General features: G+C 54.6%; 15 protein-coding genes and 1 tRNA gene. 10 read left to right on the plus strand and 6 right to left on the minus strand.

Features of this window, described 5'->3' with window-relative positions:
* On the minus strand, positions 1-2,309 hold a 2,309-nt coding region (locus AMR42_RS10725), incomplete at its 3' end, for a transglycosylase domain-containing protein (RefSeq protein ID WP_234406948.1).
* Positions 2,310-2,824: 515 nt separating this feature from the next.
* On the opposite strand from AMR42_RS10725, the gene AMR42_RS10735 reads away from it, so the two are divergent.
* Complete coding sequence (locus tag AMR42_RS10735) at positions 2,825-3,283, plus strand: hypothetical protein (protein WP_199291368.1); 459 nt, start codon at positions 2,825-2,827, stop codon at positions 3,281-3,283.
* 89 nt (positions 3,284-3,372) lie between these two features.
* On the opposite strand, the gene AMR42_RS10740 is transcribed toward AMR42_RS10735, so the two are convergent.
* A complete protein-coding gene (locus AMR42_RS10740) occupies positions 3,373-5,922 on the minus strand; it encodes a prolyl oligopeptidase family serine peptidase (RefSeq protein WP_234406949.1) in 2,550 nt (849 codons plus the stop codon).
* A gap of 685 nt (positions 5,923-6,607) precedes the next feature.
* Positions 6,608-8,791: a calcium-binding protein gene (locus AMR42_RS10745; protein ID WP_099533456.1), complete on the minus strand. Its 2,184-nt coding sequence runs from the start codon at positions 8,789-8,791 to the stop codon at positions 6,608-6,610.
* 313 nt (positions 8,792-9,104) lie between these two features.
* Between AMR42_RS10745 and uvrC the strand changes: the two genes are divergently transcribed.
* From uvrC to AMR42_RS10770, 4 genes are all read left to right on the plus strand, one after another.
* On the plus strand, positions 9,105-11,192 hold the full coding sequence (gene uvrC, locus AMR42_RS10755) for an excinuclease ABC subunit UvrC (protein WP_099533458.1): 2,088 nt from the start codon (positions 9,105-9,107) through the stop codon (positions 11,190-11,192).
* Positions 11,193-11,614: 422 nt separating this feature from the next.
* On the plus strand, positions 11,615-11,998 hold the full coding sequence (locus AMR42_RS10760) for an STAS domain-containing protein (RefSeq protein WP_099533459.1): 384 nt from the start codon (positions 11,615-11,617) through the stop codon (positions 11,996-11,998).
* 39 nt (positions 11,999-12,037) lie between these two features.
* A complete protein-coding gene (locus tag AMR42_RS10765; RefSeq protein WP_099533492.1) occupies positions 12,038-12,589 on the plus strand; it encodes a GNAT family N-acetyltransferase in 552 nt (183 codons plus the stop codon).
* Positions 12,590-12,857: 268 nt separating this feature from the next.
* Positions 12,858-13,994 (plus strand): hypothetical protein, encoded by a 1,137-nt coding sequence (locus AMR42_RS10770; protein WP_099533460.1) that lies wholly within the window; start codon positions 12,858-12,860, stop codon positions 13,992-13,994.
* A 435-nt stretch (positions 13,995-14,429) separates the two neighbouring features.
* Here the strand turns inward: AMR42_RS10770 and AMR42_RS10775 are convergent.
* Both AMR42_RS10775 and hslO read right to left on the minus strand, forming a co-directional pair.
* Positions 14,430-14,502 (minus strand) — tRNA-Ala (locus tag AMR42_RS10775).
* A gap of 87 nt (positions 14,503-14,589) precedes the next feature.
* On the minus strand, positions 14,590-15,492 hold the full coding sequence (gene hslO, locus AMR42_RS10780) for an Hsp33 family molecular chaperone HslO (protein WP_099533461.1): 903 nt from the start codon (positions 15,490-15,492) through the stop codon (positions 14,590-14,592).
* 95 nt (positions 15,493-15,587) lie between these two features.
* Between hslO and AMR42_RS10785 the strand changes: the two genes are divergently transcribed.
* On the plus strand, positions 15,588-15,998 hold the full coding sequence (locus tag AMR42_RS10785) for a hypothetical protein (protein WP_099533462.1): 411 nt from the start codon (positions 15,588-15,590) through the stop codon (positions 15,996-15,998).
* A gap of 73 nt (positions 15,999-16,071) precedes the next feature.
* On the opposite strand, the gene AMR42_RS10790 is transcribed toward AMR42_RS10785, so the two are convergent.
* A complete protein-coding gene (locus tag AMR42_RS10790; RefSeq protein ID WP_099533463.1) occupies positions 16,072-16,527 on the minus strand; it encodes an SRPBCC family protein in 456 nt (151 codons plus the stop codon).
* A gap of 46 nt (positions 16,528-16,573) precedes the next feature.
* On the opposite strand from AMR42_RS10790, the gene AMR42_RS10795 reads away from it, so the two are divergent.
* The 4 genes from AMR42_RS10795 (at position 16,574) to mfd (ending at position 23,859) form a co-directional block, all read left to right on the plus strand.
* Positions 16,574-16,846, plus strand: a complete 273-nt coding sequence (locus AMR42_RS10795; RefSeq protein ID WP_143473025.1) for a hypothetical protein — start codon at positions 16,574-16,576, stop codon at positions 16,844-16,846.
* Between the two features lie 339 nt (positions 16,847-17,185).
* Complete coding sequence (gene tuf / locus AMR42_RS10800; RefSeq protein WP_099533465.1) at positions 17,186-18,412, plus strand: elongation factor Tu; 1,227 nt, start codon at positions 17,186-17,188, stop codon at positions 18,410-18,412.
* Between the two features lie 178 nt (positions 18,413-18,590).
* On the plus strand, positions 18,591-19,763 hold the full coding sequence (locus AMR42_RS10805; RefSeq protein WP_099533466.1) for an Hsp70 family protein: 1,173 nt from the start codon (positions 18,591-18,593) through the stop codon (positions 19,761-19,763).
* Between the two features lie 580 nt (positions 19,764-20,343).
* Entirely contained in the window at positions 20,344-23,859 is a 3,516-nt protein-coding gene (gene mfd, locus AMR42_RS10810) for a transcription-repair coupling factor (protein WP_099533467.1), read from the plus strand.
* Positions 23,860-23,867: the final 8 nt, after the last annotated feature.

Below are 23,867 nucleotides of genomic sequence, written 5' to 3' on the forward strand. Positions count from 1 at the left end.
GAGCGAACTGGGGCGGCCGGTTCCGAAGATCCGGAGCGGGCTGGGGCTACCGCCGGACTTGGGGCACTGGAACGCGGGGAACGACGCTCACCCTCGCCACGGCTCTCTTCGCCACGACCCGATCGCGATTCACCGCTCCGGGGTTGCGGGGAACGCTCCGATGAACTGCCGCTCCGGGGTTCCTCTTCGCGATCCTCCTGTTGACGACGCTTCAGATCGTCCTCGGAAGCGGCCTGGCCTTCCCGGGAACCCCGATCAGCCCGTTTCTTGGGTCGGAAGCGACGGCCAGACAGGTTCGGCAGCTTGTCAAAGGTTTCCACCTTGAACCCCTTCACGGCCTCTTTCATGAAGTCGTTCCAAGTGGCCGCCGCCGCCGCACTGGCTCCATAGGTGGGTTGGTTATTGTCATTCCCCAACCAAACACCGGTCACCAATTGCGGAATGAAGCCAATGAACCAAAGATCCCGCGCCTTATCCGACGTGCCGGTTTTACCCGCCACCGGGCGGCCTTCCAGGGCTGCGGGGGCCCCAGTTCCGTCATTCACCACCTGCTGCAACATCCAGTTGATGATCGCCGCATCATTGGTGTTCAAGGCTACGACGGGGGCCGTTTTATTTTCATAGATCACCTGACCTCGGCGATCGCGAATCCGCCGAATGCCGTAGGTGGGGAAATGTTTACCCTTAGCGGCCAATGTGCCATAGGCCGCCGTCAGTTCCAGCAAATTCACCTCCGAAGCCCCCAGGGCCAAGGAGTAGGTGGGCTTTAACTCTGACTGAATGCCCATCTTGCGGGCCAGGTCAATCACGTTTTCCCGCCCCACATCCAGCATCACCTTCAGGGCAATGATGTTCACGGATTTGGTCAAGGCCGCAGTGGCCGACTGCCAACCGGAGAACTTACCGCTAAAGTTTTTGGGTTCGTATCCCCCAATGCGATAGGGTTCGTCCGCATAACCCGCATAGGGAGACATCCCCGCTTGAATGGCGGCACTGTAGACGAAGGTTTTGAAGGTGGAGCCGGGCTGCCGTTTGGCTTGGGTGACGCGGTTGAATTGGCTGGCGGTGAAATTGGTGTCTCCGCTGCCCACCATGGCTCGAATTTCCCCGGTGCGCGGGTCGATCGCCACCAAAGCCCCTTGGGAAAATCGTTGATATCGACCGCGTTTTTGGACAGCCTCCTGCACCGCGCGGGTAGCGACTGTTTGCCAGTCGGGGCGGAGGGTGGTTTCAACGGTCAGACCGCCGCGCTCAATCACTTCCGAAGGCAGGTGTTTGGGCAGCTCTTGCAGGATATAGGACGTGAAGTGCGGGGCCGTGACGATCAGGCGGCGCGGAATTTTTTGGTTGAGGGTAATTGGCTCGCTTTGAGCTGCGTCAGCTTCAGCCGCGCTCAGGAAACCGGCCACCACCATTCGATCGAGCACAATGTTCCGGCGCTCTTTGGTAATTTCCGGGTTAACCAGGGGCGAAAAATAGCTCGGGGCGGGAGCCAAACAGGCCAGGGTTGCCATTTCCGCCAGGGTGAGGCGATCGAGGCTTTTGCCAAAGTAAACCCAAGCCGCATCGGAAACCCCATAGGCTCCGGAGCCGAGATAGACCAAATTCAGGTAGCTTTCGGCGATTTGGTCTTTGGTGAGCGATCGCTCCATTTTGGCCGCCAACAGCGCTTCCCGCAGTTTGCGGGTGGCGCTGCGCTCTTGGTTCAGGAAAACAATCCGTGCTAGCTGTTGGGTGATGGTGCTGCCACCTTCCACCACCTCTCCCGCGAGCAGGTTGGTCCAGGAAGCGCGCAAAATCCCGATCGCATCAACCCCGTCATGCTCATAAAACCGCCGATCTTCAGCGGCCATAAACGCCTGGAGCAACTTTTTGGGAATTCGCTTCAGGGGCGTTTTTTCCCGGGTTGCTGGCCCCTGTTGCTGCAAAATCGTGCCATCGGCAGCAATGATCGTGACCGTGCCATCGCGGGAAAACGTGAAGACATCTTGGGCAGAAGGCAGAGTATCCTCAAAGGCTTTGACGGAACGCCAGCCGGCCCAGCCAAGGGCAGTGCTGCCACCTAAAAAACTGATCCCAATCAGGATTCCCCAATATTTACCAAAGGAGCGGGGACGGCCATCGGAGGGGTGGCGGGTCGATCGGGAGGGCAAACGCAACCACCGAGGCCAAGGAAAGGCTGCCCGTTGTGGTGTGGCAACCGTTGGCGGCAGCGTTGGCAATGGATCAGCCGGAGTCGCTGTCGATCCCTCACCACCCTGGCTAGGGGCTGGTGGTAAATCTGTAAATCCCGAATCTGATTGACTCACAGCTTTTCCTCGTTGCTGGCCCGTCGGTGCAGGAGGAGAGAATGCGGCCCGCCGGTTGGCAAATAACTTAACATGACCCCAAGGAAGTCTGAGGAAAAAAGTCGCTCAATGACTGATGAAGTCTAACTTTGGGCTGATTTAGAGTGTAGAAGCCATTGGGTAATGTTTGCCTCTGTTGCTTGCCTCTGTATAAGTTGCAAAATCATAAATTGCAAAATCTGCATCATGCCGATGAAGGTTTGGATTCGGGGCGATCGCCTGGAACGGTCTTGTGCTGGCAAATCGCAGCGATCGCCTAGAACGATGTCACGCTGACTGGTTCGCAGCAAATCCAGTGCAAATTTAGTGCAAATCCAAAGTAAATCCAAAGCCAAGAGGCCGAATGCGCGGGTCATCTAGGGGCTGAAATGTTGGTGAGAGAACGAGTTGAGGTAATGCAAGACCAATTCGATCGCGATGATCGTGGCCTTAAGCTGGGTTACTGACCAAAACTCATGAAGTTGATTGATTGCTCTATGAGCCTTCCCTCCCACGTCACCGACTTAAGCAATCAAGATTATTTGGTTTTGGGCTTGGCCACTTGCTTTCTCAAAGAAGAGGGCGAGTTGCAGTCAGTCAGCCTCATTGAGCCGATTCCTTCAGCAGCCCTAGAAACGATTTTGCAAGGCATTCCCACCTCTTATCAGTGGGCGATCGCCCTGCCGATCGAAGCGGCTTTGGCTGCCAGTGCGGCGGGACAGTTGCCGGAAGGGTTCCCGCCCGAATCCCATTGGTGTGCTGATTTTGAACCACGGGCGATCGCGGCGGCTCGCACCTACCGCAGCCGACCCAGCGCCCAACAACACATCCCGATCGGGCAACGGCGCACGGATTTGAATCACTCGGTCGATCGCAAGCGTGTTCTGAACGCCAACAGCATGGTGCGCCCCGAAGACAACGTGAAGCAACATGCCTACACCCATCAAGTGCTCTAGCCTTGGGGTTCAGCTAGCTGGTTGAGAGGGATTCAGAACTGCCGAGTCAGGATTGGATTGCCCAGCCCAGTCGGGACAAACTCACAGCTCTAGGGATGGGCATGGGCTTGCTGAAAATCCATCCGTAGCCGCTGCACTGTGGAAGTGCCAATATACAAATCACACCAACGGGCCATCTCCCACAACACATGACCGATCGCTTCCTGGGACTCGTAGGCGTGGTCTTCGTAGGGCAGCAGCACCAGCCGCGCTGTTCCCCCTAATCCGCGCATGGCATCATACATCCGTTCACTTTGAATGGGATAAGTACCAGGATTAGAATCTCGCTGACCATGAATCAGGAGCAGGGGTTCATTAATGCGATCGGCAAAGGTGAAGGGAGACAGACGGGTGTAGGTTTCTTGGGCTTGCCAGTAGGTGCGTTGTTCGCCCTGAAACCCAAAGGGGGTGAGGGTACGGTTATAGGCTCCGCTACGGGCAATCCCGGCCTTGAAGAGATTGGTATGGGCCAGCAGGTTAGCCACGGTGAAGGCTCCGTAGGAATGGCCCCCCACTAACAATCGCTTGGGGTCGGCAATGCCGCGATCGACCACATAGTTCACCGCCGCTTCGGCTCCCGCGATCAGTTGCTCAATGTAGGTGTCATTGGGTTCTGCGCCGTTTTCACCCACGATCGGGAGGCTAGGATCGAGCAATACCCCATAGCCCAAGGCCAACAGAAACAGGGGTGAATCGGCTTCAGGGCGACTGAAGAAGTTGGCGGAGGTGGTGACCTGCCCGGCGGTGTTTCGATCAGCATATTCTTCGGGATAAACCCAAAACACCATGGGCAAGGGCCCATCCCGATCGCGTTCGTAACCGGGAGGCAGATAGAGCGTGGCGGAGAGGGGAACACCATCAGCCCGCTGGTAGTAGACAATCTCTTGCTGAATGTCAGCCAAGGCGGGGATGGGATCGGCAAATTGGGTCAAGGGCTGGGCTGGGCTTTCGGAACTGGCTAAGTTCCGCAAAAAGTAATTGGGAGCCTCGCGCTGGGATTGCCGTTGGGTAAGCAGTTGACCCTGACTGAGCAGGTCGATCGGATATTCATAGTAAGGATCAGTGGCCTGCCACAGCCGCTCCGTTTGATTGGTTACCAAGTTCCAGCGGTCTAAAAACGGATGGATGCCCTGAGGCGAGGCCCCTTGACCCACGAGGTAAAGGGATTGTTGATCGGTCGCCAGCCGCAACACTTCGAGGCCATAGGGCCCTTGAGCCATCAAAGGGTCGCCGGGGTCACGGTATCGATCCTGATAGTTGCGATCGCCCCGCAGCAAGGGGGCCGCGCCGGGGCGATCGGGAGCCACTTGCCACAACCGCACCCGCCGTTCATCGAACCAAAATTCCTCAATCAGGGCCAGGTTGCCATTGCCCCACCAGGCATAGCGAAACCGAAATGAGGACTGCCAAAGCCGCTGAGGTGGCTGATCCAAGGCAGTGGCTTCCTGGACGTAGAGAGCATCCCGATCGGTTGCGGCCTGTCCTGGATTGCCCCCGTCCAGGGCTTCAACCCAATAGAGCGTGGCGGGGCGATCGGTTCGCCACCCAAATAACCGTTTACCCGGTCGCACAGCATCAAAACCGAGCGGTAAGTTATCCGCCAAGGGCAAGCGGGTCAAGATCTGCGATCGCCCTTGGTTTCGCCCTTGATTGAGGTGATGCAAGGCAATGCGACGGGGAAAACGATCAATCGGTACCTTATAGGAAAAAGGCGTTTCCACCGTTTCGACCAGTAGATGTTGACCGTTGGGCGAGGGTGTAACGTGGTCGTACAAATCCGGGGGGAGCAGTAATGAGCGACGACCCTGTAGATCAATCTGCTCGATCGTGGCGCTTAGGTAATGCCTCAGGAGGGCCTCATCGTGGGGGCTGTTGAGCAGATTGGTGTAGGTGCGATTGGGCGATCGTTGTCCGTCGTGATCCTCAATGATCGGCCCCTCGGGCGGCACTGGCATGGGTGGAGGCGCACCCCGATCGGTAGGAATGACCTTACAAACCAAGCCCTCTGTCCCCGGCAACCAATCGCAGGGCGGCCCGTAAGCCCCATTCAAAATTGGCCCCGTCAACATTCGGGGGCTAGCCGTTTCCAAATCAATGACCCACAATTCCAGTCCGCGATCGGTTGTTTGAGTTAGGGCCAGCGATCGGCCGTCCCGTGACCAGCGCAGATTACTGAGGCGACTGTTAGCCGGTAAGGATACCGCCTGTCGTTGTCTTGTACTTAGCTCAGTAATGGTGATGCCGCGATAGTAAGTCCCCAGCGAGGGGCCGTTCGTTTGGGGATTAATGCGCAAACCGGCCAAGGGTAAAGCCGGAGCAGCCAGATCAACAAGGGCCGCCATCCCCACCGGTAACAGCTCGATCGTGTAGCGCCGGTTAGGGGAAACCATCACGATCGGCGTGGCCGGTGCTTTCAGCATTTGATCGATCGGTGGCGGTGCGGGTTGCCAACGGGCCGCCCCAGTCACCGACGGTAACTTCACCGATGGTTGTGCCAAAACCGATAATTCAACCCATCCCCAACCCATGACTGTGACCAAACATCCCAGAACTGACCACCAGCGCGATCGATATCGGCTCGATCGATCTCCATCCACCACAGGCCTCACACTCCTGACTAATCAAAAACGGCAAGCAATCCAACTCCACCAGTCGCATCAACCATGACCGCGTTCTTGTTTGCCCCTTAAAAATCAATACTCGAATCAATAAACCCCACGCTGACATCCCAGTCGGGTCATGCTCAACACAAGCAAGATCTCAACTCAATTAACAAATACAAGGCGACCCCGTTTTTACGGTCAAAAATTCTCTTAAAGGCATTAATTTTGTCCTAGGTTTAATGACTTTAAGAGCCTAATTAACCCATTTTAGTCCTGATTACAGATCCTTTATAACCGATCCGATTTCCGTGAGTAGAACCAATGGGACGCAATCAAAAGCATCATTTTTTACATAGACAAATTGGCATTTTTTAAATCAGAGATTAGGATTTCACCACAACCTAACCCTGATCAGCCATTGATTAATATCCCGAATTTGACATAGTAATGACTTACGGAAAGTACTGCGTCAAAAATATAGCTAGCTTGACTAAATTTGCAAATATTTCAGAACTCTGATCAATTTCTAACATTTTCCCCAACGACTGCTGCCTACCTTCTGACACGGTTTAAGCGGGCGATCGGCCCTATACACCCAAAGAAAAACTCCCCAGACCCGGAATCCGAGCTGGGGAGGAAAGGCAGAGTCGAAACTCTGCCTTGAGAGTCAATCTACCAAACCTTAGAAGATCACGATATCGCGACCATAGGTCAGACCAGTAACTGGTGCACCACCCCTGAGCACTTGCGCAAATGGGATTGGCAGTACACTGCTGACGGTGTTGGTACCAGAGTTACTGAATGCAACACCCGAAATCGGAGTCTGAGGCAGAAGGAAGTACTGAACCGTGCCAACATGGTTACTGTTTGTACCAACCACGGAAACGGTACCAGGCGAAGAAATAATAACCTTCTGATCTCCAGGACCGTTAAGAGAAGCCAGCGTACCGAACGCAGGAACCGGGGTCGGACTGTAAACGTACTGACTCCCCAATCCTGTACCCGCAGTGTTGGTGTTAGTTCCACCAGCTACTGCCCGGCCGTACAGGATTCCACTATCCTGTGCGTAGATTAGCAACTCAGTTTTATTGACAAGGTTGCTAACATTAGTCCCAGTGATAGAAGTAACTGAGAGGAACGCACCAGGCGCATTAGCATTCGGGAAACTAGCACCGGTACTGAATAGGCGACCTTCCAGTCGGATTTGATCAACACCCGTCTCAAAATCTGTAATGGTGTCGAAGCCGCTCAGCGCATAGCCGAAGCCCGATACAGGTACAACTGCAGTTGTGCCTGTGGCTTGGTATGAACCAAAGGAGGGAGTAACCACCGTACCCACCCCACCGGTCGTACCGTAGGTTACAGACAACGCAGCACCATACGGAGGAGCAATAAACGTACCAGAGGTTCCGCCAAGGCTAGATACTGTACCAGCGCCGGCAAAGCTGTACGTTGCAGTTGTGCCTGCTGCGTTACCACCAGTAGACTGCCCATGAGCAGGATTGGGAAGACTAGTGAAATAGACAACATCCTGAACAACCGCAGCTTGGGTACCAGCTCCAAGGGTACCACCCACCTGCAGAACGTTGTTGCTGAAGGCGACTGAAGCCACATCACTGATGGCAACGCCCTTGAACAGGAACACGTCAGCGCCTGCACCACCGGTCAGGATGTCAGCATTGCCCAGACCTTCCAGGGTATCGTTACCAGCGCCACCGGTCAGGGTGTCACGGTTCGGGGTACCGGTCAGGTACAAGCCAGTGCTGCCAGCAATGATCGTAAAGGGAGCAGTACCCGAGAGAATCGTGTCGCCTTCGCCGGGGTTGAAACCGGAGATTGCGCCACCGGCCAACACGTTGAAGGTGTCGCGACCAGCGCCGCCCACCAGGGTGACGTTCGACCCTTGGGAAACCAGCGAGTCATCACCAGCGCCACCTTGGATCGTGTTCGCACCAGCGCCGACCAGGGTGTCACCCAGGCTGCCGGCAATCAGCACGTTACCCGAACCCGTGATGGTGGGCAGGATTTGCAGGAAGTTCTTGCCACCACCACCGGACGCGGTCGAGAAGGCAGCACCACCGTCAAAGGTGATCGTGTCGTCGCCTTCGCCACCAGCCAGGGTGTTGTTAGCACCGGTGTTGCGGAGGATATCGTTACCCAGGTCGCCAGAGATGAAGGCACCCGAGCCGCTAGCGGTCAACACATCAGCGCCCGAGCCACCGTATACGGAGTCAGCGGCACCAGCCGTGATCGTATCGTTGCCTTGGTTACCGAACAGCAGGGTACGGCCACCACCGGTGATTGCATCGTCGCCGTCGCCACCGTAAACCGTGGTTGCACCAGCAACGCCGGAACCGCTCAGAACAATGCTGTCATTGCCGCGATCGCCGTACAGCAGGCCACCAACAGTCGAGGTCAGGGTGTCGTTGCCTTGACCACCGTACAGGGTGTCGGCCCGATTGCCAGCTACCAGTACGTCGTTGCCTTGGTTACCGAACAGGGACGAAGGGCCAACGGAGTTAGCAACCAGCGAGTCATCGCCTTCGCCACCATATACGGTGTCACCGCCACCAGCAGTCGAACCGCCGATGATGCCAGTGGAGCTAGCCTCACCCACGATCGTGTCGTTGCCGCGATCGCCGTACAGCAGCGAGCCGCCGCGGCTGCGGATGATGTCAGCGCCTTGACCACCGTAGATGGTGTCAGCGCCACCTTGGCTGATCAGCGAGTCAGCGCCTGCGTTACCGAAAATTGCGTTACGGCCGGCGGTGCTACTGACGAGCGAGTCAGCATCCCCCAGACCGATCAGGGTATCTACGCCAGACCCAATCAAAAAGTTGGGTAGGTTGTTGCCGAACTGAGTCACTTATTCCACTCCTCTGAAATTTGCTGTAGCTGTATGTCTGTGCTTGTACCAAACGATCGACAATTCAGCGTTGCATCCAGTGACAGGCAGCTTATGAGCTTTCTGTTGATCTGAGACTGCCAAAAAGACTCGTACAGCCAGCGCAAGTTTACCTTAGGTTGACTGATACTGTCTAGCTGAAGCCCTTGACGACTAGGCTCTCCAATGGGTTCCCCAAGATTCACGGGAAAATTGGGAGAGGTGGTGGAGATCGTGGCTCAGGTTATGAGGCATTGTACAGGGGTGGGATGATTTTGATGAAATTCGGGTCAGCATGGGCGTTAATCAACGGTTGCTCATTCACGATCGCCCCCGTTTGGTGACCCGCTTGGCCGAGTTGCCTCGGGAGCCGGGGGTTTATTTCATGAAGGATGATCGCGATCGCATCCTTTATATAGGCAAGTCCAAAAGCCTCCGATCGCGGGTTCGCTCTTACTTCCGGCCGTTTCAGGGTCAGTCCAACAAGCCGATCGGGGAGCAACTGCACAGTCCGCGCCTGGAACTGATGGTGCGGCAGGTGGCGGAGATTGAATTCATCGTTACCGATACGGAATCGGAAGCCCTAGCCTTGGAGGCTAACCTGATTCGGCAGCATCAACCCCACTTCAACACGCTGCTGAAGGATGACAAGAAATATCCCTATCTCTGCATTACTTGGTCGGAGGATTATCCTCGGCTGTTCATTACCCGCAAACGCAAGCTGAGCCAACCCGGCGATCGCTACTACGGCCCCTACACCGATGCGCGGGCCTTGCGGGAAACGTTGCGGCTGGTGAAGCGTTTGTTTCCTTTGCGGCAACGGCCAAAGCCCTTGTTTCGAGATCGCCCCTGCTTAAACTACGACATTGGTCGCTGCCCGGGTGTTTGTCAGGGTTTGATTACACCAGCGAATTACCGCCAAACGGTGCAGAAGGTGGCCATGGTGTTTCAGGGACGATCGGGCGAGTTGATGGAGCAACTCCAGCAGCAGATGATTGCCGCAGCGGAGGAACTGAATTTTGAGCTGGCTGCTCAGTTGCGCGATCGACTGCGAGGCTTGGAACAGTTGGGGGCCGATCGCAAGGTGGAGCTGCCCAACGATCGGGTTTCTCGCGATGCGATCGCCCTGGCCACCAGCGATCGCCATGCTTGCATTCAACTGTTCCAAATTCGGGCCGGGCGGCTGGTGGGACGGTTGGGTTTTGTGGCGGAAATTCCCGCACCGACCACCACGGCCCCCATAACATCCGAGTCCCGATCGCCCGTTGTCACCGAAGCGATCGCCCCAGCCGCGACCGAAGTTGCTGCCGAAACCGAATCCGCCATTCCGCCAGTTATGGCCCCAGCCATTGCCCCCAGCGTTTTGGGGCGAATTTTGCAACAGGCCCTCGAAGAGCACTACAGCACCGTGGAATCCGTTGAAATTCCGGCGGAGATTTTGGTGCAGTACGAATTGCCCGACGGGCCTTGGCTAGCGGACTGGCTGAGTGAGCGCCGGGGCCGCAAGGTGGCGATCGAAACCCCTCAACGGCAACTGAAAGCGGACTTGATTGCTCTGGTGGCCCGCAACGCGGACTACGAGCTAGCCCGCACCCAACGCAGCAGTGATCGAAACCAAGCCGCCCTCCAGGATCTGGCAGATCTCTTGGACTTGCCCGATCTGCCCCGTTGGATTGAGTGCTATGACATTTCCCACATCCAGGGATCCGATGCGGTGGCCTCGCGGGTTGTGTTTGTGGATGGCTTGCCTGCCAAGCAACATTACCGTCATTACAAAATTCGGAACCCTGAAATTGGCCCCGGCCACTCCGATGACTTCGCCAGCTTGGCGGAAACCATTCGGCGGCGATTCCGCGATTACCAACCCCGTAGCGCACCCAATGCGGCGCTGAGCGTTTTGGGTGGGCGTGAGCGTCAAACCCAAGATTGGCCAGATTTGGTTGTGATTGATGGAGGCAAGGGGCAACTGTCGGCGGTGGTTGCCGTGTTGCGGGATCTGGATTTGTTGGATGAGCTGCGGGTGGTGAGCCTGGCTAAAAAACACGAGGAAATCTTTTTGCCCGAAGAATCCCAGCCCCTACGTACGGATCCAGAGCAGCCGGGGGTGCAGTTGGTGCGCCGTTTGCGGGACGAGGCTCACCGATTTGCGGTCAGTTTCCACCGCCAAAAACGCACGGAACGAATGCGGCGATCGCGCCTCGAAGAGATTCCCGGCTTGGGACACCATCGCCAAAAGCAACTGTTAGCCCACTTCCGCTCGATCGACTACATCCGCGAGGCTACACCTACCCAGTTACAGGAAGTCCCCGGCGTTGGCCCCCGCTTGGCCCAACAAATTTATGAGTACTTTCATCCGAGTGATTTGACCGGCACAGTTTCGTGATTGCCGCCTTTAGCCGATCGCCCAGCGGCGGGCGCAACCTGGCTCCGGGGGCCACGCTGGGGTTCATCAACAGAAAACCGGGTCGATCGCAACGTTTCAGCCCCTTGACTCCCTGAGCCAACAGCCCGATCGAGGAACAACGGCTGGAACCATCACCGCCCGTCTCAGGTCGTAATCTCCGAACCTTTTCCAGGGTGTGTTGGGCCGCTCTCTTGACAAAATAGCCTTGGTAACGGGCAACGATCGGGGGTGCGCCCCATTTGGTAGTCCAGTTAGCCCCGTGTAACTTGCGATCGCGATTACCCTATTAGGGCGATCGCCGCCGCACCTCCACTCTCCTCCAATTAGCAGAATAGACCCGTGGCTCGAAACACGGGGCCGGCCCCGAGCCGGTTGTTAATGCTCGCTCTCTAGGAAGGTTTATGGTGCCCATGATGTACAGCCCTCATGTACTCGAACTCCAAGGTCGCTGCGACACCCACAGCAGCGCCGATCTGCGTCAACAATTTGAGCAACTGGCCCAGGAAGTTAGCGCTACGGACACTTCCGCCCCGGTTTGGTTGCTGGATTTATCTCAGGTGAGTTCAATCGACAGTTCCGGTCTTTCGGCATTCATTGCTGGTTTCAAATTGGCTCGACAGCAGGGTGGAGCGCTGCTCTTCTGTGCACCCTCGGATCCGGTGCGGATGGTGTTTGAAATTGCTCAGCTCGATCGGGTGTTTCCCATCTACGAATCGCAAGCGGCGGCATTGGCCGCTTGGGAACAACAAACCCTGGAGCCGACTTTTAATCCCTTGGCGGCCTAGTGGAAACCGCTTGGGTTGGAATCCTGCCTGTTAGATGCCATGGAAGCAGTGTTTAAGGGGTTTCGGATTCAGGATTGGCAACCTCGCGATCGGGCGGCTGCCGCAACTGTGATCCGTACTGTGCTGACGGAGTATGGTCTGCCTTGGGAACCGACAGGGGCCGATCGAGATGTCCTGGCCGTGGAAGATTGTTATCTTGCGACCGGGGGAGAATTTTGGGTGATCTATCAAGGGTCGCAGCTCGTAGGCACTGGAGCCTACTATCCGATCGACCGAGGCGATCGCGCGGTTGAGATCCGAAAAATGTATCTGCTTCCATTGGCCCGTGGCCAGGGTTTGGGGCGCTGGCTGTTGCAACAACTGGAGCAAGCTGCGGCTAGGCGTGGCTTCCAGATTGCTTGGTTGGAAACCGCCAGCGTCCTTGCAACGGCCGTGCAATTGTATGAAACCAGCGGCTATCAATTAACCCAAGGGGTTGAAACGCCACGGTGCGATCGTCTCTACTGCAAACCGATCGCCCGTGGATCAATTACCGCCCATCAACCCAGTGCCACAAACTCAATTTCCACAAACCTATACACAAACTCATAAATTCATTAATTCATTGGCCGATTAGAGCCGGTGGTATGGTTATCGTTGGCTCCACTAGGCTTGGTTAATCCAGCACAATTGGCCTGATTGATCGAATCAGATCGATCGGGTTGGGGATCGAAGATTCGCGAATGCTGAATCACGGATGCTGAATCACAGACGATGAATCACAGATGCCGAATCGTCAGTCGCACCCCAATTGTGCATACCCCAAACCATTGCCCAGGAGTCCATTCAACTAACTCAATCCCTTCAAACTGAATTTCCTATGCTCGCCCTCGACACCCTGCTGCAAGAGTTGAGCGCCCTCGCCAGTAGCTACAACAGCTTGGGGACCCGGCTTTCCCTGGCGGCCGGTGAGTTAACCAATTTGGGTACGCCACCCAGCGCCGGTCTGCTCCAGGAAGCTGCCCGCTATCAACAAGTTTTTGAAACCCTGCGCGATCGCGCGATCGCCCTAGCCAAGGAAGCGGGTTTAACAGGGGGAGCCATTCCGGCCAACTTGGTTTCTGTGCGGGAACTGGAAGCCTTTATTCGCTCCTTGATGCCCATTGGATCGCCGGAAGCGGTTCAACAACAGGCGCTGGCCATGCTCGATCGCCTGCTGTCCATTCGCTACAGCGGCAGCAGCGATGCCCAAGGGGCCCTTGAAGATTGCCAAACCCAGGCGCGGCAGGTGCGCGGCCTAGTGGCCACCGCTGTGCCCACAAATTTGCCCCAGGTGGCCATTTCCTTGGTGAAGGGCAATCATCCCCTTTGTGCCCTTTTGACCCTGTTGGAAGAGGCCGATCGCCTAGATGACGATCGCTGGGTGCAACTGGAAGATACCGTGGCCCGCTCCTTTGGTCGATCGCTGGCCGTGGCCGCGTCCCGAGGCAAGCTGCAAGTAGGTGGTCAAGCGGCCCCCGCTCCCCGCGAAGCCCCCAACACCCAAACGGTCGCGCCTTTGCAAGCCAACGATGTGATTTTTGGGGCCACGGCTTCGACAGTTGGCACGGTGGCATTGGAAGTGATGGTACACATCGGCGGCATTGGCGATCGCACCTTCAGCGATCGGGAATTTGCTGGAACCATCGGCGAATCTCGCGCCATCGAAGGGATGCAAATTCGCTTTAAGCAACCGATTCCCGGTTTGGGCATCCGCTACATGGGTCACCTGCAAAGCACCGGTGACACGGCTTGGGTGGGTGAAGGGGAATATGTCGGATCCCGCCGCGAGAGTCGCCGCCTAGAAGGATTCACGATCGAGCTGACGGGCCCCGAAGCCGATCGCTATCAACTCTTCTACCAAGGACACTTTGCCCGCTATGGCAACTCCAATGTGCTGAGTGGTGGCGAGTTCTGCGGTCTGCGGGGTGATGGTTTGCAACTCGAAGCGCTGAAGGTTTGGATCGATCGCAAATAATCGCAAATAACATCCAGGCCGGCGCGTTGAGACCCAACTCTCTCAGCAACACCGTTCCAGTGATCAACTAGCCCGATCGGGGCCGGTCAATTTGACCCCTGGCCCCGATCGATGGCGGTGGTTTGCGGGCTGGTTTCATGCCCCCAACCGATCGCCACAGCCCACTAGAGCCAGCCCAGCGGAATCAAGGGCGAGAGCCATCAACCAAACTCTAGTAGCGCGGCTGCCTTAATTCACTGGGTCAGACTATATGACTGTTACCGTCACCTGATCGTTAGGCAGCAAGGGGCTTAAGCCCCTTGTTACCACGACTAGCCCTGCAACTTTGACCTAATGCATTATGCCTGTCGCGCTACTAGCTAGCCCCGAAGACCACGCTAAAAATGCTGCCATGGCTTCCAAGATTTAAGTTGTCTTAATTTGTTGAGATCTAAATGGAGGTTAGCGGACTCGAACCGCTGACATCCTGCTTGCAAAGCAGGCGCTCTACCAACTGAGCTAAACCCCCGCGCCGTGGTGCGGCGAAACCAAGTTTAGCAAATTTTCCGAGAGATGCAAGCCCCCTGCGCAAAAAAGTTGCCTCGATGGCGTTGATCTAGGAATTCGCCGCCTCGGCCCGTAATTCTTGAATCAGTTGCTCCAAGCCTGAAACATCCGTTTGATAGACCGAATTACAGAAATGGCAGGTGGCCTCTGCGCCGCCGTCCTTGACAATCATGTCCCGAAGTTCATCTTCGCCCAACGTCTTCAGGGCCCGCAGCACACGCTCATTGGTGCAACCACAGTGGAATCGCAACATTTGCACTTCCGGGAAAATTTCCAACCCCATGTCCCCCAACAAATCTTGCAGGATCTCGGGCAAAGACTTGCCGCTCCGCAAGAGTGGGGTGAACCCCTGAAGGGCTTCAATGCGGCTTTCCAACAGCGCCAGGGCCGAATCCTCGATCGAGGCCTGCGGCATGACCTGAATCAGCAATCCTCCGGCCGCTGTTACCCCGTCTGGCTCCACAAACACCCCCAAGGAAAGGGCCGAAGGCGTTTGTTCAGAATTCGCCAAGTAATGCGTCACATCCTCAGCCACTTCCCCAGACACAATTTCCGTGGTGCTGGAATAGGGATAGCCATAGCCAAAATCACGCACAGCGTAGAGGTAGCCTTTCCCGATCGCCCCGCCCACATCGAGCTTGCCCTTGGCATTGGGTGGCAACTCCACACTAGGATTACCCACATAGCCCCGAGCCGTGCCATCACAGCCCGCATCCGCCATCACCACGCCCAAGGGCCCATCACCCCGAAAGCGCAAATTGACGCGAGCTTCCGTGCGCTTCATGTTGGCAGCCAGCAGCAAACCGGCCGTCATGGTGCGACCCAATGCAGCGGTGGCTACGTAGGATAGGTTGTGCCTGGCGCGGGCTTCGTCGGTCAAACGGGTGGTGATGGCTCCCACCGCGCGGATACCCCCATCGGCGGCAGTGGCTCGGATTAGACGATCGCCCATGACAAAACCCTTACATTTCTTAACCTGCGTTATTAATTCATTGTATCCATTGGATCTGTCCAAATTACGGCACAACCTACGGAACCCCAAAGCCTATGTTCGGCACATTTCAACAAGCCCAGTTGCGCATTGAACTCGAAGCTTCCGCAACCCTAATTGGCGATAGCATTCTGCGCCCTAGCGAATGGCCCCATTGGATTGGCCCCCAGCGGTTTTCAGCAAATTTGCCCGATCGCCTGGTCACCGGCACGACCTACACCAGTTGGCTGGGGCCCCTGGAAATTCAGCATCATGCTCAATGGGCAAACGATCGGGGCCTTTCGCTTATTCTGGCCGGGGCGATCGATGGCCACCACGAATGGCATTGGGGCGATGGATGGCTGCAATCGCGCGTTGAAGGGATCTCGATTTTGCCCTTGCGGTTAGGCCATGTGACCAGTTTGTTGCGCCTGAAGGCCTATCTCAGCCGCCAGAACAACACCGTGCGATCGGGCATGGCCACCTAGAGCCGTTGATTGCCCCATGCTCAGTGCCCCCCAAACGCCGGTTGCGCCAGTCCCGATCGCCCCAACAACGGCTTTAAGTGGGGCCCGTTTGTTGCAAGGACTGTTCAGCATAGACCCGGAAGCGCTCCAAATCCGCTTGTAGCGTTGATTCCACAATCCGCCCCAAAAACAGCCGATCCATCAACTGCCCAACGATCCCCGGAATGTCGTAGGCGATGCTCATGCGCACGATGCTGCTGCCCTTGCGATCGTAAAACCGCACAGCTCCCCGGTTGGGCAACCCGTCGATCGATTCCCACTGAATAATTTGGTTATCCACCAGCCGCACGATCCGCGACTTCCAATCAAACCGGAAATTTCCCGAAGCAAACTGCCAAATGGAAATTTCCGGATCCGCATCGGAAATATGCACCGAATCAATCCATTTCATCCAGCGGGGCATTTGTTCTAGGTCAGACCAAAGGCTCCACACATGCTCGATCGGAACCGGAACTTCTACTTGAACGCTGTGTTCGAGCCAGTCGGTCATGGGAAATTGGCGGGCTGTTGCGATCGCCCGGTGAAACGCTCAACCGATGCCTACGATAGCACTCTGGCTCTCGGTCGTGGCGATCGTCCTACCGCCGGGTGCGGAGCTGGTCAGCGGTCAACCGGAAGTGAGCCTGGGTCATCTGGCAGGGCGATCGCACCAACCAACTACGCCCTATTACGACCACGCCGACCCTACGGACGATCGATCGCGGGTGGTCTGGCTGGTGCGTGGTGAACCGGGAATGGTGGTGGAGCTAACGGCGCGGGGCGATCGGGCAGGGCAGGCACAACGGGCGATCATTCTGCCGAGTTCGTAAATTTTTACAACTTCAGAAACTTCGACAGGCTAACGGCTAGACAGGGTTATTTGAGGAGTTGCGATCACCTCGACCACCGTGATTGAGGACATGAGTTGCTGGAGGTAGCAATATGGTGATGGATAAGCTTGAGCTTCTGGCAAGCCTACACCTTGAGAGTGGCGCTTCTGGTGAAACAAGACAAAGTTTCGGTAAAAGCGATCTATCTTGCGCCTGAGATGCCAGACCAGTTTGGCGCACGCTACCAAGAAGCCTGGACGACTGTAGTGCTTTCATAACTCTTCAGTTGTTGGCCGTCTCTTCTATTGCCTGTTCTAATCGATTGAAGCGAGATATTTTATGACTTACGACAAAACCTTTAAAAGAGGAAAGCCTCATTTGAATGTAGGAACCATTGGCCACGTTGATCATGGTAAGACAACCTTAACGGCTGCTATTACAACTGTTTTGTCTAAGCAAGGTCGCGCTAAAGCAACAAGCTATGGCGTAATTGATAAAGCTCCCGAAGAAAGAGAGAGGGGTATCACAATTAACACTGCGCACATTGAATATGAAACAGAAAGAAGACACTATGGTCATATTGATTGCCCAGGTCATGCAGATTATGTGAAAAATATGATTACTGGGGCGGCGCAACTGGATGGTGCGATTCTGGTTGTCTCAGCTACGGATGGTCCAATGCCTCAAACCCGGGAGCATATTTTGCTGTCTCGTCAGGTTGGGGTACCGTACATCATTGTTTATTTGAACAAATGTGATCAAGTAGACGATGAAGATATGTTTGAACTGACTGAAGATGAAATCAGATCTTTATTGACTAAATATGGATTTGACGGAGCCAATACAGCCATTGTTCGGGGATCGGCATTGATGGCTCTAAATGGTGAGGAAGATGACAAAGGTTATGGTATCTCGTCTATTGAGAAATTAATGGATGCACTCGATTCGGTAATTCCTGATCCTGTCAGAAATACTGATGCCCCATTTTTGATGCCAGTGGAAGATGTCATGTCTATTACGGGTCGTGGAACTGCTGTAACTGGAAGAATTGAATCGGGCGTTATCAAAATCGGTGATGAAGTTGAAATCGTTGGATTACGAGAGGGTAGAACTGTCTTGAAAACAACGATTACTGGTGTTGAGATGTTCAAAAAACAACTCGATCGTGGTGAGGCTGGCGATATGGCTGGTTTATTACTGCGCGGCACAAAAAAAGAAGAAGTTGAGCGCGGAATGGTTTTAGCGAAGCCAGGAAGTATTAAGGCTCATACCAAGTTCAAAGCTGCAATTTATGTTTTAAAATCTGAAGAAGGTGGCAGAAAAACTCCCTTTCACTCCAAGTATAAACCACAGTTCTATTTTAGGACTACAGATGTCACTGGTGAGCTATTTGAATTGCGTGATAGTGAAGAGAAAGAAGTCCTTGAAATGGTAATGCCTGGAGATAATATTAATGCAACTATTTATTTAGGTAAAGGTGTTGCTATGACTGTTGGATTGCGTTTTGCCATTCGTGAAGGTGGTAGGACGATTGGTTCTGGAGCCATTACCGAAATTCTCGAATAAATGGTTACACTTTTCTGCGTCTGATCGCAAAGACAAATAATAATAATTGAGTGATCACTGCATAAAAATCAGCCAAGAATTATTGAAGCCAACTGACTATGGTGAAAAATACCTGCCTAATTTATAGTTAGGTACTTTCAACAACTACTCAACCATCTTTCGCAACAAGAGAAAAGCTATGACGGAAAATATTCTTGGTATTGACTTAGGCACAACGAACATGTGTGCCGCAGTAATTGATAAAGTCACTGGACAGCCTGTGGTCATTGTCAATCAAGATGGCGCAAAAATTATTCCGTCGATTGTTGCTTTTAAAGAAAATGAAGTATTGGTTGGACAAAAAGCAAAAAACCAAGCTTTGCTCAATCCCAAGGGAACTTTTTATGGCGTAAAAAGACTCATGGGAAGAAGTTTCGGAGCAGTACAGGATATAACAAGCAGTGTCCCTTTTTCGATAGTGGAGGATAGCAAGAGAAATGGTGCATCCGCCATAAGGTTTAATGGGAAGATTTTTACTCCACAAGAAATTTGTGCCCACCTCATAAGGACAGTCAAGGAAGCTGCCGAAATTAATCTTGGTGAGGCTGTCACGAAATCTGTCCTTACTGTTCCTGCTTATTTTAATGACCAACAACGCCAAGCCATAAAAGATGCGGGGCAAATTGCAGGGCTTGAAGTTTTAAGAGTGATCGATGATCCCACTGCGGTTGCACTAGCCCATGGAATGCAAAGCAAGAAGTGCGGGAAGATAGCTGTTTATCATCTTGGTGGGGGAACTTTCGATATTTCAATTTTGGATATTGTTGATGGGGGCTTTGAGGTATTAGCTAGCCAAAGTGAGTCAAACTTTGGCGGCGAAACTATTGATGATGCAGTTGTGAATTTCTTAATTAATAAAATTGAAAATGCCCATAATGTTAATTTAAAAGCTGTAGATAGGGGAGCTTGGCTGTCAGCACTGCAAAGAATTAAAATGGAAGCTGAAACAGCTAAAAAAGCTTTATCAATTGCTATGAACTATGCCATTAATCTTCCGTATTTGGTAATGAAAGATAGCACTCCAGTAAATTTTGAATATATCCTGAAAAGAAGTCAATTAGAATCTCTAGCGCAACGGCTCATTGAAAAGACTATCGATCCTTGCCAAAAAGCTTTATTTGATGCAGGTATTACAGCGTCTGACGTTGATGAAGTGATTTTAGATGGCGGTATGACCTATATGCCCTTAGTCAAGGAAATGGCTAAACGCATTTTTCAGGAAAAATCTTTTATTCCCACTTCAGTGAGGGCAGATGAAGCAGTGGCGGTGGGAGCAGCAACTCAGGCGAGAATATTAGTTGGCAATGACTGAGCTACTCATTGACGATGACTTCTCAACAATGCTGTTGAATTAGACTCATCCACGTTTTTGGTAATTTCACAAAATCTGCGTGGATCCGTTGAGACGATGACTTCTCAACAATGCTGTTGAATTAGACTCATCCACGTTCTTGGTAATTTCACAAAATCTGCGTGGATCCGTTGAATGGGATTCCCGGTCTTTCAGTTAAGCTTGGGCGGCCATAACACGCAAGAAATGTATTACACAGTCCTCTGTGATCGGGTGAAATCGGCTGTCGTTGAATTTTGGAGCTAGTAGGGTTGGCATTGCCCACCTACACCTATAGTCCATAGTGAAAGCAATCCAATTACCCTACGGTGAAAGGCAATTATTGTTTTAAAGATGGATACTATTTTGGCTAGATAGTGGTGGGCATTGCCCACCCTACGGCTCCTGAGCGGTTGCGCGCCCGATCGCCCGGTCGGTAAATGTACCCAACAACCTCCTAGAATCAGAAGGGCTGACTATTCACGCTAACGCTGCAAAAGCGCCACAATTTCCCTGTGGTGGGGATTTTGGCGCTCTGTTTAGGTTTTAAGGGGTCTGGATTATGGCTTTCGCGTCGATCGTTCGTGCCTTGCAGCGGTCTCCCTTGACGGAGGAGTTTTTAGGACGGCTCGATCGCGATCGCCAGTTGATTTTTAGCGGCGCGGCCCAGTTGCCCAAGGCCTTCACGATTTCGGCCCTGGCCCAGGCGCGGGGGCGATCGCTGCTGGTGGTGACGGCGACGCTGGAGGAAGCCAGCCGCTGGGCCGCCCAAATGGAAGAGATGGGGTTTGGGGCCCTGCATTTTTATCCCACCTCAGAAGCCTCGCCCTACGAACCCTTTGACCCGGAACAGGAAACCCTTTGGGGTCAGTTACAGGTGTTGGCGGATTTGCGGGGGCGATCGCTCCACAGTGACCCGAAGCCGATCGCGATCGTCACCACCGAGCGCGCCTTGCAGCCGCACTTGCCCCCCGTGGCGGCCTTTGATCCCTACTGCATCAATCTGGAGCCGGGGGCCGAGTCGGATTTGGGCGATTTGGGGCGCAAGCTGGCGCGGCTGGGCTATGAGCGGGTTTCCTTGGTGGAAACGGAGGGCCAGTGGAGCCAGCGGGGCGACATCATCGATGTGTTCCCGGTGTCGTCGGAATTGCCGGTGCGGTTGGAGTGGTTTGGCGACGCTTTGGAGCGAATTCGGGAGTTTGACCCGGCTAATCAACGATCGCTCGATCCGGTGGCGCGGGTGGTGCTGACTCCGACGGATTTTGGGCCGATCGTCCGGGCGGCCTTGGGTTGGGAGCCGGAACCCTTGGACGAATCGGAGGCGGAAGCGGAGTTACGATCGGACGCGGAAGGGATGCGGCGGCTGTTGGGGCGGGCCTTTGAGCAACCGGCTTGCTTGCTGGATTATTTGCCCGAGGGGACGATCGTGGCGATCGATGAGATCGACCATTGCGGGGGCCATGCTGATCGCTGGGTGGAGCAGGTGGGTGAGCATTGGGCGATCGTCAATCAGCACCCGGACAGCTTGCCCCACGGGGAACCCCTGCGACCGATTCATCGCACCTTTGGCGAGGTGTTGGCGGCGCTCGATCGGTTCGATCGCTTCTTTCTCAGTGAGCTGGCAACGGAGGTGGCCTCGCCCCTGATTGCCAACCCGCCCCGGCCGATTAATTTGGCTTCCCGGCCCGTGCCGCCCACGCCGCACCAGTTCAGCAAGTTGGCGGATTTCATTCGCGGTGAGGTCGATCGCAAATTCGCCATTTGGCTGCTGTCGGCCCAGCCCAGCCGCTCCGTGGCCCTGCTGCAAGAGCACGATTGTCCGGCGCAGTTTGTGCCCAGCCCGCGCGACTTTCAGGCGATCGATCGGCTCCAGGGCAACCACACCCCCGTGGCGGTCAAATATTCCGGCTTGGCGGAACTCGAAGGCTTCGTGCTGCCCACCTATCGGATCACGGTGCTGACCGATCGGGAGTTTTTTGGTCAGCACGCCTTGGCCACGCCCGGTTATGTGCGCAAACGTCGCCGCGCCACCTCCAAACAGGTGGATCCCAACAAGCTGGCTCCCGGCGATTATGTGGTGCATCGCAACCACGGGATTGGGCGGTTTTTAAAGCTCGAAAAAATCGTTTTTGATAACCAAACCCGCGAATATTTGGTGTTGCAATACGCCGATGGATTATTGCGGGTGGCGGCGGATCAAGTGGGCAGCCTGTCGCGCTATCGCCGCACCCAAGATAGCCCGCCGGAATTGCACCGGATGACCGGGAAAGCCTGGGAAAAAACGAAAGCGAAAGTTCGCAAAACGATCAAGAAATTGGCGGTGGACTTGCTGCAATTGTATGCGGCGCGATCGGAACAGCGGGGCGTGGCCCTGCCGCCGGATATGCCTTGGCAACAGGAGCTAGAGGATTCATTCCCCTACCAACCCACGCCGGATCAACTAAAGGCAACCCAGGACGTAAAACGAGACATGGAAAGCGATCGCCCCATGGATCGCTTGGTCTGTGGCGATGTGGGCTTTGGCAAAACGGAAGTGGCCGTGCGGGCGATTTTCAAAGCCGTTACCGCTGGCAGACAGTGCGCCCTGTTGGCTCCCACCACGATTTTGACTCAACAGCATTACCACACGTTGAAGGAACGATTTGCGCCCTATCCGATTCAAATTGGGCTGATGAATCGGTTTCGATCGCCCCAGGAACGCAAGGAAATTCAACGGCGTTTGGCCACCGGAGAATTGGATATTGTGGTGGGAACCCATGCCCTCTTGAGCAAATCCACTCAGTTCAAAGATTTAGGTCTTTTAGTGGTTGATGAAGAGCAGCGCTTTGGGGTGAATCAAAAGGAAAAAATCAAAGCCCTGAAAACCCAAGTGGATGTGTTGACCCTCAGCGCCACGCCGATTCCTCGAACGCTCTACATGGCGCTCTCGGGCATTCGAGAAATGAGCTTGATTACAACTCCGCCGCCCAACCGCCGTCCGATTCAAACCCACTTGGCTCCCTACGACCCGGAAGCGGTGCGATCGGCCATTCGGCAAGAACTCGATCGGGGTGGGCAAATTTTCTACGTAGTGCCTCGGGTGGAAGGCATTGAAAAGGTAGCAACGCAATTGGTGGAATTAGTTCCCAGCCTGCGAATTGCGATCGCCCACGGGCAAATGGACGAGGGCGAATTGGAAGCCACCATGCTGTCCTTTGGCAGTGGTGAAGCGGATATTTTGGTCTGTACCACGATTGTGGAATCGGGCTTGGATATTCCCCGCGTCAACACAATTTTGATTGAAGATGCGGAAAAATTTGGGCTATCTCAGCTCTACCAATTGCGCGGCCGCGTCGGTCGGGCCGGGGTGCAAGCCCACGCTTGGTTATTCTATAACCGCCAGGGATTACTATCAGAAGCCGCCCGCAAACGACTGCGCGCGATTCAAGAATTTACCCAACTGGGATCGGGCTATCAACTCGCCATGCGCGACATGGAAATTCGTGGTGTGGGTAACTTGTTGGGCGCGGAACAATCGGGACAAATGGAAGCGATCGGTTTCGATCTCTACATGGAAATGTTGCAAGAGGCGATCGATGAAATTCGTGGCCAAGAAATCCCGCAGGTGGACGACACCCAAATCGATTTGCACCTGACGGCCTTTATCCCCAACGATTACATTCCCGACCTGGAACAGAAGATGAGTGCCTATCGATCGGTTGCCGCCGCCAGCACTAAACGGGAACTCACGGAAATCGCTGCTGACTGGAGCGATCGCTACGGCCCAATTCCGCCCGCTTGCCTGCAACTGTTGCGGGTGATGGAACTAAAACAGGTGGCTAAACAGCTCGGCTTCTCTCGCATTCGGATCGAGAATAAACAGCACGTGATCCTGGAAACACCGATGGAAGAACCGGCTTGGAAGCTGTTAGCCGAAAACCTGCCCGACCACCTGCGATCGCGCTTTGTCTACATGCCCAAAAAGGTAATGGTGCGCGGTTTAGGCGTGGTGAAACCGGAACAGCAACTGGATAATTTGATCGATTGGCTAGGTCGAATGCAAGGTGCTTTACCAGAAGCCCCGCTAAAGGCTTCCTAGACAAAATG

Source organism: Limnothrix sp. PR1529 (assembly GCF_002742025.1).
Taxonomy (GTDB): domain Bacteria; phylum Cyanobacteriota; class Cyanobacteriia; order CACIAM-69d; family CACIAM-69d; genus CACIAM-69d.